Source organism: Nostoc sp. PCC 7107, from assembly GCF_000316625.1.
GTDB lineage: Bacteria > Cyanobacteriota > Cyanobacteriia > Cyanobacteriales > Nostocaceae > Nostoc_B.
Genome location: NC_019676.1, coordinates 1,012,693 through 1,028,038 on the forward strand (window position 1 = coordinate 1,012,693; position 15,346 = coordinate 1,028,038).

General features: G+C 40.7%; 16 protein-coding genes and 1 tRNA gene. 4 read left to right on the top strand and 13 right to left on the bottom strand.

What is annotated here, in order from left to right; translation table 11 throughout:
- Positions 1–231: 231 nt before the first annotated feature.
- Positions 232–2,904, top strand: coding sequence for a filamentous hemagglutinin N-terminal domain-containing protein (locus tag NOS7107_RS04255; protein WP_015111758.1), 2,673 nt, complete (start codon positions 232–234; stop codon positions 2,902–2,904).
- Here NOS7107_RS04255 and NOS7107_RS04260 read toward each other — a convergent pair.
- The 12 genes from NOS7107_RS04260 to NOS7107_RS04320 form a co-directional block, all read right to left on the bottom strand.
- A complete protein-coding gene (locus tag NOS7107_RS04260) occupies positions 2,901–3,149 on the bottom strand; it encodes a hypothetical protein (RefSeq protein ID WP_015111759.1) in 249 nt (82 codons plus the stop codon). The two genes, NOS7107_RS04255 and NOS7107_RS04260, sit on opposite strands and share 4 nt — an antisense overlap.
- A gap of 234 nt (positions 3,150–3,383) precedes the next feature.
- Positions 3,384–4,118: a DUF928 domain-containing protein gene (locus tag NOS7107_RS04270; protein ID WP_253274505.1), complete on the bottom strand. Its 735-nt coding sequence runs from the start codon at positions 4,116–4,118 to the stop codon at positions 3,384–3,386.
- Positions 4,119–4,171: 53 nt separating this feature from the next.
- The gene (locus NOS7107_RS27135; RefSeq protein ID WP_015111762.1) at positions 4,172–5,098 is read right to left on the bottom strand and encodes a DUF928 domain-containing protein; all 927 of its coding nucleotides are present in this window, start codon (positions 5,096–5,098) and stop codon (positions 4,172–4,174) included.
- Between the two features lie 31 nt (positions 5,099–5,129).
- A complete protein-coding gene (locus tag NOS7107_RS04280; RefSeq protein ID WP_015111763.1) occupies positions 5,130–5,942 on the bottom strand; it encodes a DUF928 domain-containing protein in 813 nt (270 codons plus the stop codon).
- Between the two features lie 40 nt (positions 5,943–5,982).
- A complete protein-coding gene (locus NOS7107_RS04285) occupies positions 5,983–6,720 on the bottom strand; it encodes a molybdopterin-dependent oxidoreductase (protein WP_015111764.1) in 738 nt (245 codons plus the stop codon).
- 10 nt (positions 6,721–6,730) lie between these two features.
- Positions 6,731–7,339: a cytochrome b/b6 domain-containing protein gene (locus NOS7107_RS04290; protein WP_015111765.1), complete on the bottom strand. Its 609-nt coding sequence runs from the start codon at positions 7,337–7,339 to the stop codon at positions 6,731–6,733.
- A gap of 196 nt (positions 7,340–7,535) precedes the next feature.
- Positions 7,536–8,033: a DM13 domain-containing protein gene (locus NOS7107_RS04295; protein WP_015111766.1), complete on the bottom strand. Its 498-nt coding sequence runs from the start codon at positions 8,031–8,033 to the stop codon at positions 7,536–7,538.
- A 209-nt stretch (positions 8,034–8,242) separates the two neighbouring features.
- Positions 8,243–8,932 (bottom strand): cytochrome c biogenesis CcdA family protein, encoded by a 690-nt coding sequence (locus tag NOS7107_RS04300; RefSeq protein ID WP_015111768.1) that lies wholly within the window; start codon positions 8,930–8,932, stop codon positions 8,243–8,245.
- A 6-nt stretch (positions 8,933–8,938) separates the two neighbouring features.
- A complete protein-coding gene (locus tag NOS7107_RS04305; RefSeq protein WP_253274506.1) occupies positions 8,939–9,703 on the bottom strand; it encodes a thioredoxin family protein in 765 nt (254 codons plus the stop codon).
- 174 nt (positions 9,704–9,877) lie between these two features.
- Positions 9,878–10,132: a hypothetical protein gene (locus NOS7107_RS04310; protein WP_253274507.1), complete on the bottom strand. Its 255-nt coding sequence runs from the start codon at positions 10,130–10,132 to the stop codon at positions 9,878–9,880.
- Positions 10,133–10,430: 298 nt separating this feature from the next.
- On the bottom strand, positions 10,431–10,568 hold the full coding sequence (locus NOS7107_RS04315; protein ID WP_253274508.1) for a hypothetical protein: 138 nt from the start codon (positions 10,566–10,568) through the stop codon (positions 10,431–10,433).
- A gap of 402 nt (positions 10,569–10,970) precedes the next feature.
- Complete coding sequence (locus NOS7107_RS04320; protein ID WP_015111772.1) at positions 10,971–11,891, bottom strand: rhodanese-related sulfurtransferase; 921 nt, start codon at positions 11,889–11,891, stop codon at positions 10,971–10,973.
- Positions 11,892–11,963: 72 nt separating this feature from the next.
- Here NOS7107_RS04320 and NOS7107_RS04325 point away from each other — a divergent pair.
- Positions 11,964–12,036: transfer RNA gene (locus NOS7107_RS04325), tRNA-Ala, on the top strand.
- Positions 12,037–12,066: 30 nt separating this feature from the next.
- On the opposite strand, the gene NOS7107_RS04330 is transcribed toward NOS7107_RS04325, so the two are convergent.
- Positions 12,067–12,990, bottom strand: coding sequence for an LD-carboxypeptidase (locus NOS7107_RS04330; RefSeq protein ID WP_044499660.1), 924 nt, complete (start codon positions 12,988–12,990; stop codon positions 12,067–12,069).
- Positions 12,991–13,307: 317 nt separating this feature from the next.
- Here NOS7107_RS04330 and NOS7107_RS04335 point away from each other — a divergent pair, with 317 nt between their 5' ends.
- Positions 13,308–14,693 carry an ATP-binding protein gene (locus tag NOS7107_RS04335; RefSeq protein WP_015111774.1) on the top strand — a complete coding sequence of 462 codons (1,386 nt, stop codon included), beginning with the start codon at positions 13,308–13,310 and terminating at the stop codon, positions 14,691–14,693.
- A 194-nt stretch (positions 14,694–14,887) separates the two neighbouring features.
- On the top strand, positions 14,888–15,343 hold the full coding sequence (locus tag NOS7107_RS04340) for a DUF2141 domain-containing protein (protein WP_015111775.1): 456 nt from the start codon (positions 14,888–14,890) through the stop codon (positions 15,341–15,343).
- The last annotated feature ends 3 nt before the right edge of the window (positions 15,344–15,346 follow it).

Sequence of the window (15,346 nt, forward strand, 5' to 3'; positions counted from 1 at the left end):
TGCAGTTATGTATAGGGGGATTTAGCCAAAATCCCCTTAGCAAAATTAATGTAAATAGTTCCTGTGAGATATGTTGTATTACTCCTCAATAGTGATAATGTTTTCACAGGTAAAACTACTCATACCAATTGAAAAGATTATGGCAGATGGATTGAGAGAAATTAGATGCAGATAACAATTATCAATCCAAAGTCCAAAGTGGTATGGGATGTGTAGCAGAGGTACTTGCTGATGTCTCACATCTGTTGGCGGTTACATTTGGGAGCAGTTTTAGCTGTTGGTGGAGCTTTCGTTACGACTTCAATCGAGAGTAGTCTAGCCCAGAGTATCACCGTGGATGGAACTTTAGGAAGCACACAGACGATCAATGGGCCAAACTACACAATTCCTCAGTCAGTAGGTCAAACTGTTGGTAGTAACTTGTTTCACAGTTTTGGTCGTTTTAGTTTAAATACAAGTGAAAGCGCAGTTTTTCAAAGTGCTGGGGAGATCAGAAATATTCTTTCTCGTGTTACTGGTGGTTTACCATCCAGAATTGACGGTTTAATTCGCACAGACAGTAACAATGTCAATTTGTTCTTGATTAATCCTAGTGGTATTGTGTTTGGCCCGAATGCCCGATTGGATGTCGGCGGAAGCACCAGAGGTTCTTTTATCGCCACTACAGCAGATGCAATTGTTTGGGGAAATAACAGCCAATTTAGTGCTACTAACCCTGGAGGAGTTAATAGCTTACTGACAATTGTCGGCGACCCTAGTGGGTTTTTATTCAATAGACCACCACAAGCCATAGCGGTTAACGGTAGTGAACTAAGCGTTGATCAAAGTCAAAGTTTGTTATTGCTAGGCGGTAAGATTAACTTAAATAACAGCTTGTTAGAAGTAGATTCATCAGTTGGTGGTCAAATAGAACTCGGCTCTGTTGGCGCACCAGGAAAAGTAGGAATCACTACTCAGGGAAATATTCTCAACCTGGATTTTCCTCGAAATTTAGTACGAGCAGATGTGTCTCTTCGCAATAACGCTCAGGTGAATGTTTTCGCAGAGGTTGGCGGTAGCATTAACGTTAATACCCACAACTTAAATCTAGAGGGTGGAAGTCATATACAAGTTGCCATACCCGAAGGATCGGGAGATATTAATAGCCGCACTGGGGATATAAATGTCAATGCTACAGGTAATATACATCTGCAACAGCGGAGTATGATTTCTACAGCAGTAGCCATAAATGCTACTGGCAATGCTGGCAATATCAATATCGTTACTAACTCACTACTAGCAGCCGATGGCTCACAAGTCAATGCCAGTTCTTTTGGGATAGGTGATGGTGGAAGTATTTCAATTACAGCGGGTGATGCTGTCGCCTTTGATGGGGTGGCGAGCGATGGCTTAATTAGCTCGGCAATTAGTTATATTGATGCTGGAGCAGAAGGTAACGGTGGTATCGTCACTATTAACGCGCGATCGCTCACTTTAACCAACGGTGGTCAAGTTAGCGCCAGTGTACGTTCCGCTACCAATACCTTACCAGGCGGTCAGGGTAATGCTGGTAATGTGAATGTTAATGTGCGTGATGCCATCATAATTAACGATGCTAATAGTGGTGTACTCAGCCTCTTAGGTGTCGGTGCGGTGGGCAGGGGTGGTAATATCGAAATTAATACAGGCTCATTGACAGTTACCAATGGTGGACAAGTCAACGCTAGTTCTTTTGGGATAGGTGATGGTGGAAATATCTCAATTACAGCGGGTGATACTGTCGCCTTTGATGGTGTGGCGAGTAATGGTTTAATTAGCTCGGCAATTAGTTATATTGATGCCGGCGCAGAAGGTAACGGTGGTATCGTCACTATTAACGCGCGATCGCTCACTTTAACCAACGGTGGCCAAGTTAGTGCCAGTGTACGTTCTGCTACCGATAGCTTACCAGGCGGTCGGGGTAATGCGGGCAACGTCAATATCAATGTAAGTGATACAACTACTATCACTGGCCGAAGTGCTAACGCTACTAATAGCGGCATTTTAAGTCTTGTTGGTGTAGGCGCAGTGGGCAATGGTGGCAATGTAAATTTAGACACCGAAAATTTAACACTCCGAGATAATGCGGAATTAACTGTCAGTAACCGCGGTATAGGTAACGCTGGCAACATTAGAGCTAATGCTGGCAACATCGTGTTAGATAATCAAGGACAAATCACGGCAACTTCATTATCAGGCCAAGGTGGAAATATCTCCTTACAAGTTAGGGATATTTTATTACTCCGCCGCAATAGCTTTATCTCCCACATCTCCGGAACCCCAGAAGCTGGCGGAACAGGGGGCAATTTTTTGGCTAATGCTGGTTTTATCGTCGCTGTCCCATCTGAAAATAGCGACATTATTACTAATGCTTTTAACGGTAGTGGCGGAAATATTATCATCAATGCTCAAAACATTTTTGGTTTGCAGTTTCAACCCCAATTAACATTAGGGAGTGACATTGTAGCAACGGGAACTGTCACCTTAAACACACCAAATATCGACCCGGTTCAAAGTTTGGCTTATCTACCTACAACTGTAGATGCCCCAGAACCCATCGGACAAAGTTGTCGTAATAATCAAACAGGGAGTCAATTTAATGTGACTGGACGTGGTGGTTTACCTGGCAGTCCAGATGAAAGCTTGAGTGGTGATGTGGTGTGGTCTGATACTCGTTTAACTGTCGCGGCTAAACCACAACATAATCCCACAATTCCTGGAACACAGAAACAGTCAAATATTGCGGATCATCTGGCAATTGTACCTGCTACTGGTTGGGTACGCGATCGCCAAGGCAAAGTTACTCTCGTTGCTCACTCCCCTAATATTTCTAACTCTAATGTGGGGTATCTTGGTACTCACTGCCAAATACCCCAACCTGACTAACGACTACCAGCAATAACTAGTCGTTCAGGAAGCCCCCCATCTAATATAAATTCTGCTCGCACCTGATACGCAGACATCTGATTCATTGATGTTTCTGAGGCTGCTTGATGAATTTGGTTGGCTGGAGTGTTTATGGCTAAAGTTGATTCTGTATAAAGGTTTTGCTCAGGTACAGAGTAACCAAAAGCTATTAGTCCAGATGCCAGAGAGGAGGCCATTAACTTGGAGTACAATTGTGTTGTCATAGTATCCTCCTCAGATGAATAATGCTGACATACAGCCACAATTGTTAATAGGTAGAATATTCTGTAAGTATGCACATCTGATGGAAAATACTCAGCACTCTGCCATCAAGCAAAAACCCTGGTTTCATGAAGAAACTAGGGTTCTGAATTTAATGTCACTAAAAAATTTAGACTCTTTGCCAGACATGGGTTTAGATAATTATTTCTGACCCTGTCTCCTGCTATAATGGTTCCCTATTGAGGTGTGGTCACTTCTGAAGTGTGATTGATTGGTTGCAATACATTTTGTCCCTGGATTAATGGTGCTTGAGCGACTTCTGTCTCTAATTTTACGCCGTCTGTGGTTAATAAACTTACCCAATCGGCTTTGAGCGCTGAATCTTGAGGGCGAGAATAGCGTAACTGCGCCAAAGTATCAAGAGCATCTTGCCAAATACCAGCCTCAGCATACAAATTCAAGCGTTCTTGAGGAGAAGCGTTTGCTAACTTACTCATCAATTGTGGATTATCAATGCGTTGGATAGTTCCTTGAACTAACTTATCCAAAGAACGGTCTTGAGTATTGCAAATAATGGAAAAGTTCCATCTATATTTTTGACCTTTAGCCAGAGTGTTATCTGGTAGACTAACTCCAACTACACCAGTATTACCACTAGGTTTGTATTTTTGCTTGTAAACTTCTTGTTCATTTTCATCTTGCACCACTAATTCTACTTCTGGTGCTTTATTTTCAGGGATATAAAAATATAAGCTAGGATTCGCTATAGTTGTTAACCCAATATTTGATATCGGCACAATAGCAGTCAGAAACTGATTCTTGGCGACACAATTTATCCCGCGGGAACCGCCTGGAACTCTTCTACCAGGGCCTTTTCCTAAATTTGGTAAATTAATCTTGACTTCTGCTTGTACTGGCACTATGGAACTTAAGATGGTCAATCCTACAATTGCAGAGATTGCTGTAGACAAAAATTTTCTTGGTAAAAGGTTGTTCATAATGAGATGTAATTCTAGGCTAGAGTTTAAAATTTATGCTTGTTTTTAGGTGGTAATACTTCTGGGGAAGGAATTAAAGGCTGCTGCACGATTTGCTGATTCAAGCGGACATCTGGTGTAGTTAACAATTCTTCCCAATCAGATACTATTTCGGGATTATGAGGAAACAAGTAGCGTCTTTGTGCCACAGTAGCAAGAGCATCATGCCAAATACCTGCTGCTGCATACAACCCTGTACGCTCTTGTCTAGTTGCTTGTTGTAATTTTTTTACCAGTTGTAACTCTGGCAGCACGCGTTGTATCAAACCAGCTACAACCTTATTTTGAGACTTGTCTGTAGGATTACATATTACAGATAATTTCCATTTGTATTGTTTGTTTACTGCTAAAGAATTCACAGGCAGGCGTATGCTAATTATGCCAGCTTTGTTGTTAGGTTTATATTTCTGTATGTAAACCTCTTGCTCAGTTTCATTTTGAACAACTAGCTCTAATTCTGGTGCAGAAGTTTGGGGAACATAAAAAAATAAGGCAGGATTTGACAGGGTAGTTAATCCTAATTGGGATTCGGGAATTAAAGCTGTTAACGGTATTTTTCCTGACAAACATTGATTAGGAACTGGTACAGATGCTCCATTACGGTCTTGATTTGGCGGAATTGTCCTTTGAATAGGAGGAATAACAATGTTACCACCGTTACCACCAAAACCACGAGTAGGCGGTGCTACTGGTGGTGCTGGTTGTGTTTGGAGGATGTCTACATTTATCTCACCTCCAGACGGTGGTTCATACGCACGTGTTCCCGCTGGGATCAATCTCCGTGGGCTACCAAGAACCGGAGGGACAAATATAATTTTTTCTCTGGCTACTGCGGTATTTACGGGTAAAACACTAGTAATACCAACAGTTGTAGCTAAGATTATCCCGATTGTTTGTAGTTTTGGAGAGATCATCTGCTTGATTTCTGCTATGGGGAAATGTTGCTCAATTATTTAACAACAGTTTTGGAGCTTCTTTTTCGGGAATTAAAGGTTTTTGTGCTAATTGTTTATCAAACTCCACTCCGGGTGCTGTTAACAATGCTTCCCAATCAGCTTTGAGTGTTAAATCATGAGGACGCGCGTATCTCAATTTTGCTAAAGTATCAAGGGCATCATGCCAGATTCCTGCATCTGCGTAGAGTAGCACACGCTCTTGAGGGGTGGCTTGTGCTAGTTTACTCATAAGTAAAGAATTTTCCAAACGTTGGATAGTTCCTTGGACAAGTTTATCTAAAGAAGGGTCGTTGGGATTACATTTGATTGAGAAAGTCCACCTATATTTTTGATTTACAGCTATGGTGTCCGGTGGTAGATGTATTCCTATTACTCCTGCTGTGGTATTTGGCTGATACTTCTGTTGGTAAACAGTTTGTCCATCTCGATTATCATTTTGAATGACTAATTCTAGATTGGTAGCGGCATTTTGGGGAATAAAGAAATATAAGGTGGGATTCCCCACTGTGGTTAATCCCAGGTTTGACTGAGGAATTAAGGCTGTGAGAATTTGATCTTTGGCTATACAAGTTCCCCCGCGTGTAGCTGCTGGTACTCTTCGATTAGGACTTCCTAAAGATGGTGGTAGGCGTAATCTCACGCGAGTACCAGACTGGACTGTTCTTTTCGGCTTCCCTAGAGTAGTTGGTAGAGCTTCTGTTTCTGGCTGGGCGATCGCAATGTTAGTAGGAGAGAGGACAGTAAACTCAAAAATAGCTGTGAGGAATATTAGCCAGATTTTTTGTGGCATCGCGGCGAGCATTAAATATACTCCTACTATTGCGGAATTTTCATAAATTTAACTATATTCCACCAAACCACTCATAACCTTGGTCAACCCAATAACCTTTTTGACTGCGGAGATTACTCGTTAATGTAATGCGAGTTACCCATTTAGATTGTTTATAGCCAAGCTTAATAGGGGAGGCTAGACGTAATGGCGCTCCATTGTCTGCCGGTAAAGGTTGGCCATTTTTTTGATAAGCCAGTAGAGTTTGGGGGTGCATGACGGAGGCGATATCCCAGCTTTCATAGTATGGGATACCAGTATCATCCATATCAGCAGACTGAAAGTAGGCGTAGCGGACTTGAGATTTTGGTTGTACTAGATTCAGTAAATCTTGTAAGCGGACTCCTCCCCACTGTACAATCGCTGCCCAACCTTCAACGCACACATGACGGATTACCATTGATTTTAGAGGTAATTTTTGGATGTCTGCCATACTTAATTGCATTGGCTGATTGACTTCACCATCAATAATCAAGCGAAATTTTTCGAGATCAATTTGCGGAGTACTATTACCATTAACAAGTAAGGCCTGTGGTTCAATTGCACTGACAGGAAACTCTGGGACTGGTGTCTGCGGTTTGAGTAATAATTCGCCAATTTTTAGGTTTAGCGGCTCAGTGAGGCTACCGACTTGCTCTGACAACAGGTTAGTACCACAACTGCTCAGAAGTAAACCCATACTGGAGATTCCCGATAGTTGCAGCAATCGACGGCGTGTCAATAGATGGCGCGGTGCTGTGAATTCTTTCATACCACCTCTTCTAAGTAAACATTGATTTAATCAGACGATAACCGCCGACTTTCTGAGATAACAGAAAATGAGCGATGACAAATACTACAATTATGGGGACGCTAACAAAGTGAACTACGCGTAAGATTTGCCAATTAACAAATAAGCCCGATAACCAATGTAGTTGGGCTGGTTTGTACATTGCTAACCCAGAGGCGATCGCCAGGATCAATACTGGGACAATTCCTGTATAAATTAACCGATGCCAAGCATAGTTTTTTCGTTTTGGATTCTGCCCTTTTTGTAAAACTTGCAAGTCACCTTGGGAAACAAACCGCTTTTCCCAGCGCTTTGTGAAAAATATATAAACACCATACGCTAACAAGTTCAGCGCAAACAACCACATTGCGGCAAAGTGCCAGTTGCGTCCCCCGCCTAACCATCCTCCTAGTAAGAATGTCCGAGGAAATGTCCAAGCACCCCGTCCACCAAACACAGGGTTAGCGTTGTAGATTTGCAATCCACTGCCAATCATCACAATCAAACTAATGATATTGATGCCGTGAAATATTTTGGCAGACAACTCTTGTTTCGGCCCCACCGGAGGTTTGCTACGTTTGCCAGCTTTAGAAGAAGCCATAGAAAATCCTAATTTTTGTATTCAAACCTAACATGGATCAGGTGTTCTACTGCCTTATTGAATAACGGATACCTAATACTTATATCAGGTTTATTTCTCGACTTTATGCTTTTTTTGAATTGGTAATAGAATGATTACAAAAGTATTTATCTATTACCAATTAATATTCATTACCAATAATTAACCAGCCTAGAGATTATTTGCTGAAGGCAGCATAACCAAAGGTAGCATTAAATTTGCGACACCAAATTGCCGCACTGGCGAAATCTGCAATCTTGATATTATCTGGGATTGCATAGCGTTGAGTCCCAGAGGTTTTTTGCAAGCGTCCTAAACTTGCATAATCTTTTTCAGTGATGCCGTAAATTTGCGGTTTGTCTTGGCGGTGTAAAATCACAAACAAGTCTGGCCCGCTGTCTGTTTTGAAGTTTTGATCCAATACTAAAAAGCTTTTACCATTCTCAGTAATAATACTGGCACTACCTTTAGTTACGTGTTCTCCTTTGACAAAACTACCAAATTTGATGACTGTTTCTGTGGATGACGCTGAAGTTGTGGGGGATGCAGTCTCAGCAACTTGAACGTTCTGTACACCTTGGCTAGAAGACTTTTCCGTAGGCTGTGTAGCAATCTCTTTTGTACAACTAACGATCGCCAAAGCTGTCAAACTCAAAATTATTAATTTCCCTTGCATGGCTCAAAAGCCTCCAATTCAGGTATCTCTATTGATTTGTTGCGCTTGTTGATTACCACAATTCGTGTTAGCACATTCAGGATAATTACTGTCATGATTGCAACTTACCATGAAGTTACTATTAACTACACTGAAAGTATTGAAAAACCCTGAAAATTTAGCAAGAATTTATAAAATACCTCACAAATTGGATCTGGTTGTTGGAGAATTTACAGTGGAAGCCTGGGAAACATAGGAGCTAACCACAATTGAATTTGCACATCCCAGCCCAGAAGAATGGCGATCGCGGATGCGGCTACTAAAACCCCGCCCACTCTATGTAACATTTCACTTTGAGAACGCAAACCCAACAAGGTTTTACTGGCATAACGCCCAGCATAAGCGATCGCGAGTAACGGTAACGCGGCTCCCACACCAAAAGCCAATAACAGGATGAATGTCCCCCAAATTTCATGTTTGCTGGCTGCCAAAATTAAAATGCTCCCCAGTACAGGCCCAGCACAAGGAGTCCACAACAAACCAAGCTGAGTTCCTAACCAAAATTCTCCAGTTAATCCTACCCCTGTGGTTCTTTTGATTCTGCCTAATTGCAAATAACTCAGTAGCAGATAACTCCACTTAGGAAAGATAGATAGCAAACCCAAGAATAACAGAATAAATATACCCACATAACGCAAAGTATTGGCCAGATTAGCTAACCAACTGCTGGCAATTCCTAGCAAACTACCTGCTGTGGCAAATCCAGCTACTAAACCAGCTACTAAAGCCACCGGGCCGTAACGATGGGTAGAAAGCGATCGCCCCACTAAAACAGGTAAAACAGGCAAAACACAAGGTGACAGTACAGTTAAAGTCCCTGCCAAAATTGCTAATCCGGCTGATAGGGAAGTGATTGCCATCTTGACCTATCCTAAAAGCTGACGAATCATCTGTTCTGTGTCTGAATAAGCACCTTCACCAATGTGGTCGTAGCGAATCACGCCTTGGCGGTCTGCTAAAAACAAATGCGGCCAGTATTCGTTTTTGTAAGCGTTCCAAGTTTTGAATTCGTTATCGATCGGCACTGGATAGGTAATTTTGTGCTTTTGCAAAGCTTGTTTGACATTGTTGACCACTTTTTCATAAGCAAATTCTGGTGTGTGAACACCTACAACTTTGAGTCCTTTATCTGCATACTCTTGATGCCAACGGGTAACGTATGGCAGGGTACGCTGACAATTAATACAAGCAAATGTCCAAAATTGAATTAATACCACGCTCCCTTTGAGGTCAGCCGTTGTTAAAGGTGAGGAGTTGAGCCACTGGGAAATCCCTTGGAATTCGGGGAGCAGTTGTGTGTTAGCTGGTACCGCAGCGACACTTTGAGTAGGAACGTTACTAGGCGTAGGCGCAACAGCACTGGGAACTGAGATTTTTTGAGAACAACCAGAGGCGATCGCCACTCCACCTGCTCCTAATGCTCCTAACCCCAGATAGGTCAGAAGTCGGCGGCGCTTGAGGAAATATTTATCCATAAAGCAATTGTTGTAGTTATGAAGATTAATCGAAATGCTTTTGAGTTTCGGATGATGGCGGAGATACCGAAACGACTTTTCGGAGAAATGGGTGCGTTGTGTACGCACCCATAAATTACTTTGGTAATTTTTACCTGTTTTGAGAAATAGTCCCAAGCTTGGAACTCATACAGGATAAAACTTGACCAACTTTTACCTCAACAGTTTTCAAGAACAGTTACAAAAAGTTTTTTGAGCAATTCTTGTATAAACAAGTGGCTTCAGGATACAAACTTTTTTATTTGGGTAAAAACTGCCTTTTTAGTCAATGTATCCTAAGTAACCTAACTATTAGGGTGTTGTAGTTGGTGCAGGAGTAGTACCTTCTTTCTTCATCGCGTCGCCTTTCTTCATTGCGTCGCCTTCTTTCTTCATTGCGCCTTCATTCTTCATAGCGCCGCCTTCATTCTTCATAGCGCCGCCTTCATTTTTCATAGCGCCACCGCTATCATTAGCAGGAGAAGCAGTAGGTGTACCAGAAGCGCCAGGATTCTCACCACCTGAGCAAGCAACTAAGCTTCCCATTAAAGCAAGACTTGCAACCACACCAACAAATTTTAACTTCATCATCTTTCGGAACCCCTTAAAAGTCTCACTAAAGAAATAGACGAGGATCATCCTGTATAATCATACGGATGAAGCCAGATTTTGATAACAAATTAACTTTTTTTTAAAATTACTTTGCGAAAATTAATTTTACTTAACAATCTGACTTCATCTCCGATTGGGATATGTCTATGTAATTAGTACACTGTTATCTTTGGGCATTACGCAAAAAGTCAAGAATTCAACATAAATGTTTGTTGTGGAAATTGGGTGTAAGTACTTATAGGTTTGGAAAAGTTTATAAATCGGTCTTGATTTTGATTTTACCGACGGCTCTACCAACTTTTTCCCATGTTCTAGCTGTTTCTGCGTCTTGCCAATTAGTTCTCAAATGTTCAGCCTTTTCGTAACAGACCTGCGAAAGTATACTAAGCACACCAGATAAACTCATATTCTCGATCATTATCTCTATGTCGCTTTTGTCGTACATTTTTACAACTCCGAAGCAAAATTTTGTGAAAAAGCTTTGATATAAGTCATCATCTATCAAATTTGGTAGCGATGATACCTGGAATTGGGCTATCTCGTCATGCAGCAATAGAATGACTTAAAAATTACCTTGGGGATAGCCGGATATATGTCTGATGGTCAGAAGCCAGGAATCAGGTGGGTGAAAACAACGATACATTCCCTACTAGATTTTTCTGGTAAAAATAATGCGTGTGATTCTCATGGAATTTTAGATTTTAGATTTTAAATTTTGGATTGAAGATTCAAAATTCAAAATTTAAACAGGTGACAGGTTCCTCTGACTTTAGGTATATGGTCAATCTAAAATCTAAAATCTAGAATCCGAAATCGTGTGACTGGCTTGCTGGAGTTGATATTGTCGCCACTTTTCTTGCTGACGGACTCGTTTCTCTTCAGTCAGTTGAGCGAAACAGTAGGGACAAGAAATTCCTGCTTCATAATGAGGAGAAGCTTTATCTGATTCAGCAATTGGGTGTCCACAACAAAAGCACAACTCATGACTACCTGCTGCTAATCCATGACGAACAGCTACCCGTTCATCAAAGACAAAACATTCGCCTTCCCATAAGCTTTCTGCGGCGGGAATTTCGGCTAAATATTTGAGAATACCGCCTTTGAGGTGATAAACTTCAGTAAATCCTTGAGATAGCATAAAAGATGAAGCTTTTTCGCAGCGAATTCCACCAGTACAAAATAAAGCAACTTTTTTATGCTGATTGGGGTTGAGGTGATGCTGCACATATTCCGGGAACTCCCGAAAAGAATTTGTGTGCGGGTTATTAGCTCGTTGAAAAGTCCCAATTCTGACTTCATACTCATTGCGAGTATCAATCACCGTAACTTCTGGGTCAGAAATTAAATCATTCCATTCTGCTGGAGTGACATAAATACCCACTTGCTGATTTGGGTCAACTTCCGGTAAACCCAAAGTCACAATTTCTGACTTCAATCGTACCTTCATCCGTTCAAAAGGCGGTGTCTGAGCGTAAGATTCTTTGGATTCTAAATCCGCTAAACAGCGATCGCTACGTAGATAAGCAAAAACAGCATCAATGCTTTGACGCGAACCCGCAATTGTGCCGTTAATACCTTCGGCTGCTAACAAAATTGTCCCTTTAATATCTTGTGCTAGACAGTAAGACAGCAAGGGTTCTTGTTTTTCGGCAAAGTCGGGCAAACTGACAAATTTATAAAATGTGGCGACAATCTGGGTATTTTCTTGGTTCATCCCTTTAGTAATGGAACAATCTTCCTGTACAATTTTTAGAGTAGCTAAATTTGACTACCTTTTTAATTTTACGGGGGTTTAGCTCAGTTGGTAGAGCGCCTGCTTTGCAAGCAGGATGTCAGCGGTTCGAGTCCGCTAACCTCCATTAAGGTTGATAAATGCGTAATTTGTAGATTTAGGCAGTAGGTGAGCAAGGGAGCAGGGTAGGAATATCTAATATTCCCTGATCGCCGTCTAAAATGACTTGTACCCCTACTGGTAAGGCCGCATTTTGTTCACCGTGACCAAAGGGTAAATCAGATACAATTGGAATTCCTAAATCACACAAGCGATCGCGCAAAACTTCTTCCACACTAAAACTAGGTACGTTGGCGGGAGGTTCACAACGAGTAAAACCACCTAAAACTATCCCGCGCACGTTTGGTAATACGCCACTTAACCGCCACTGGGTCAGCATCCGGTCAATACGATACGGTGCTTCTGTGACATCTTCAAAAGCTAAAATCACATCCTCAAAATTAGGTTGTAACGGTGTACCTAAAAGATGAGTAGCTACTGTCAAATTCCCAGGAAGCAAAATTCCAGTTGCAATTCCACCACCCCAACCACAACCTTTCAGCGGGTCTACCTGCTTTCCTTCTACCCAATTTAATAGTCTTTCTCTAGACCAATCCGGCTCATTGGCAAATGTAGTCAAAACAGGAGCGTGAATGCTAGAAATTCCCACATTGAAGAGACTCCACAACAAAGCTGTGATATCAGAAAACCCAATGAGCCACTTTGGTGCTGTGGAGTTTTTATGCCAATCCCAACTTTCTAAAATGCGGGTGCTGCCAAAACCGCCTCTAGCGCAGAGAATACCACGGCAATCAGGGTCGTGCCAAGCCGTGGCTAATTGATGGCGGCGAATTTCGTCTTTGTCAGCTAAATAGCCCCAGCTTTGGTCAATATTAGGGCTGATTTCCACACGATAACCGCGCGATCGCCAAATTTCTATACTCCGTTCAAAAGCATCAAATTCTCGTAAAGCACCACTAGGCGCAATCACGCGCAGTAAATCTCCAGGTTTTAGGGGTGCAGGTAAAATAGTTGATTTCATCAATAGATTTTTTAGGAGACAGAATTCCAGAATCAGCAAAAATCCAACTATATACTGTAGTTGCTGCGATGTACACTCATACAATTTGTGGTGTCGCAACATTAGATAAATGGTAGATTCAGGTGTATTTAGTATGGCAGTGCGATCGCACTAGTAGACGAAATAAAATTCCTATGCCCAAATTAAAAATTTCTAATTCAGTTTTGGGAAGACTAAGGATGATAACACTGCCTTTTTTCATACCTGACTTTGCAACTATGGTTCAGGGCGAAAATTGGAAATAGAAATATAACTTAAAAAGGCAAAGGATTGATATTATGCTTGCTACGCATAGTATGACAAATGCTAATGAGCTTAACCTGCGATTAGAGTCAACTTTGCAAGAATTACCTATGTGGGAAGTTCAGGTTGAGTTAGATTGTCCAGGCGGTGAGTTAATTAAACTTTTTAGTCAGCAACCGTTACTTCCAGGAATTATTTTAAATAAAGACCAGTGTCTTATCGGCATGATTTCGCGGCAAAAGTTTTTTGAAAATATGAGCCGTCCTTATAGCTTTGGATTATTCTTTCGCAGATCAATTGAGAGTTTATATAACTTTATCCAAACAGATTTATTGATAATTCCTGGAGAAATAACTATTGTAGAAGCAACTCAAACAGCGTTAAAAAGAGAATTAAATCTAGCCTATGAGCCAATTTTAGTAGAAACTCAATCAGGAAAATATGGGCTAATTGATTTCCATCAATTACTATTAGCTTACTCTCAGATTTATGCCTTAACTTTGAATCATTTACAGATTGTAGAACAACAATCAAAAACTGCTAAAGCCGGATTTCAAGATTTGCAAAGTAATTATACTCGCTTAGTACAAAATGAAAAAATGGCAGCATTGGGACAATTAGTTGCTGGGATTGCCCATGAAATCAATAATCCTGTCAACTTTATTGCTGGAAACTTAGTTCATGCTATTAATTACACTCAAGATTTACTAGAGCTAATTGATTTATATCAACAACATTATCCAACTCCAGAAGAACCAATTAAAAATCAAATTTCGGCATTTGATTTAGATTATGTGACTGAAGATTTTCATAATTTGTTAGCATCAATGAAAATAGGGTGTGATCGCATTCAGCAAATAGTCCAATCCTTACGAAATTTTTCTCGTCTTGATGAAGCTGAGAAAAAAATAGTTGATATTCATGAAGGTATTGATAGTACACTGCTTATTTTAGGCAGTCGCCTGCAAGAAGAAATTAATGGTGTAAGAATCAGTATCGTTAAAGAGTATGGCAATATTCCAGCAATTGAATGTTACGCTGGGCTAATAAATCAGGTTTTTATGAAAATCTTGACAAATGCTATTGATGCTTTAGAAGAATCAATGATTAAAAATCAAGAATTAAATCCCCATAACGCTGGATTATTTAATGATCCAGTAATTAAGATTCGGACTGAAATTACTAGTAACAATCAAGTAAATATTTGCATTGCTGATAATGGGATAGGCATTCCAGAGGATATCCAAAAATATTTATTTGACCCTTTTTTTACTACTAAACCAGTCGGTAAGGGTACAGGATTAGGATTATCGATTAGCTATCAAATTATTGTAGAAAAACATGGCGGACAATTACAGTGCTTATCTACTGTAGGAAAAGGAACTGAATTAATTATTCAAATTCCTGTAAGACTCTCATAATATTGTGTTCCCTTTTAGTAGCCAAATAATAGATGAGTGCATTTTGAAAAGGTGAATGTCAGTAGTTGTAGCTTTTTTACTTTAAACTTCCACTACGCTTGCAAATTTTAATCAAATCATGGCAGTATAACTCTGCACCTCTTAATCCAGGTGCAAATTGAGTATCAGCAATATTTATTGTCACCAAAAATTTTATGAGCAAAAGATTGAAAGTTAGCCTTATCTTGCTTGCAGCTTTAGGAAGTTTTGCCTCGCCATTAATTGCTAGAGCTAATTTTGAGGGTAATCTCAACGTAGAAATTGACGGCTTAAAAAACACACAAGGACAAGTCTGCGCCAGTATATTTGCTACTAGTCAAGGATTTCCTGCCAATCGCGATCGCGTATTACAAAGACAATGTACTAAAATCACTGACACATCTGTAAAACTGACCTTTAAGAACTTAAAAGCAGGTAACTATGCCGTTGCTGTGATGCACGATGAAAATGACGACTTCATGGTTAATCGTAGTGACCTAGGTTTTCCTCTCGAAGGCTTTGGATTTTCTCAAAATCCAGAAATTGTTGACCGTGCGCCCAAATTTGAAGAGGCTGCTATTCTAGTTGCAGGTGCGAATACAGACATTAAAATTCAGCTGAAATATTTATAAGGC

What these genes read in the sequence shown, in the direction of transcription:
- NOS7107_RS04300 (WP_015111768.1), bottom strand. Translation starts at nt 8,932, where the DNA reads ATGGCAATCACTTCCCTATCAGCCGGATTAGCAATTTTGGCAGGGACT.
- NOS7107_RS04340 (WP_015111775.1), top strand. Translation starts at nt 14,888, where the DNA reads ATGAGCAAAAGATTGAAAGTTAGCCTTATCTTGCTTGCAGCTTTAGGA.
- NOS7107_RS04255 (WP_015111758.1), top strand. Translation starts at nt 232, where the DNA reads ATGTCTCACATCTGTTGGCGGTTACATTTGGGAGCAGTTTTAGCTGTT.
- NOS7107_RS04290 (WP_015111765.1), bottom strand. Translation starts at nt 7,339, where the DNA reads ATGGCTTCTTCTAAAGCTGGCAAACGTAGCAAACCTCCGGTGGGGCCG.
- NOS7107_RS04285 (WP_015111764.1), bottom strand. Translation starts at nt 6,720, where the DNA reads ATGAAAGAATTCACAGCACCGCGCCATCTATTGACACGCCGTCGATTG.
- NOS7107_RS27135 (WP_015111762.1), bottom strand. Translation starts at nt 5,098, where the DNA reads ATGATCTCTCCAAAACTACAAACAATCGGGATAATCTTAGCTACAACT.
- NOS7107_RS04295 (WP_015111766.1), bottom strand. Translation starts at nt 8,033, where the DNA reads ATGCAAGGGAAATTAATAATTTTGAGTTTGACAGCTTTGGCGATCGTT.
- NOS7107_RS04320 (WP_015111772.1), bottom strand. Translation starts at nt 11,891, where the DNA reads ATGAACCAAGAAAATACCCAGATTGTCGCCACATTTTATAAATTTGTC.
- NOS7107_RS04335 (WP_015111774.1), top strand. Translation starts at nt 13,308, where the DNA reads ATGCTTGCTACGCATAGTATGACAAATGCTAATGAGCTTAACCTGCGA.
- NOS7107_RS04260 (WP_015111759.1), bottom strand. Translation starts at nt 3,149, where the DNA reads ATGACAACACAATTGTACTCCAAGTTAATGGCCTCCTCTCTGGCATCT.
- NOS7107_RS04330 (WP_044499660.1), bottom strand. Translation starts at nt 12,990, where the DNA reads ATGAAATCAACTATTTTACCTGCACCCCTAAAACCTGGAGATTTACTG.
- NOS7107_RS04280 (WP_015111763.1), bottom strand. Translation starts at nt 5,942, where the DNA reads ATGCTCGCCGCGATGCCACAAAAAATCTGGCTAATATTCCTCACAGCT.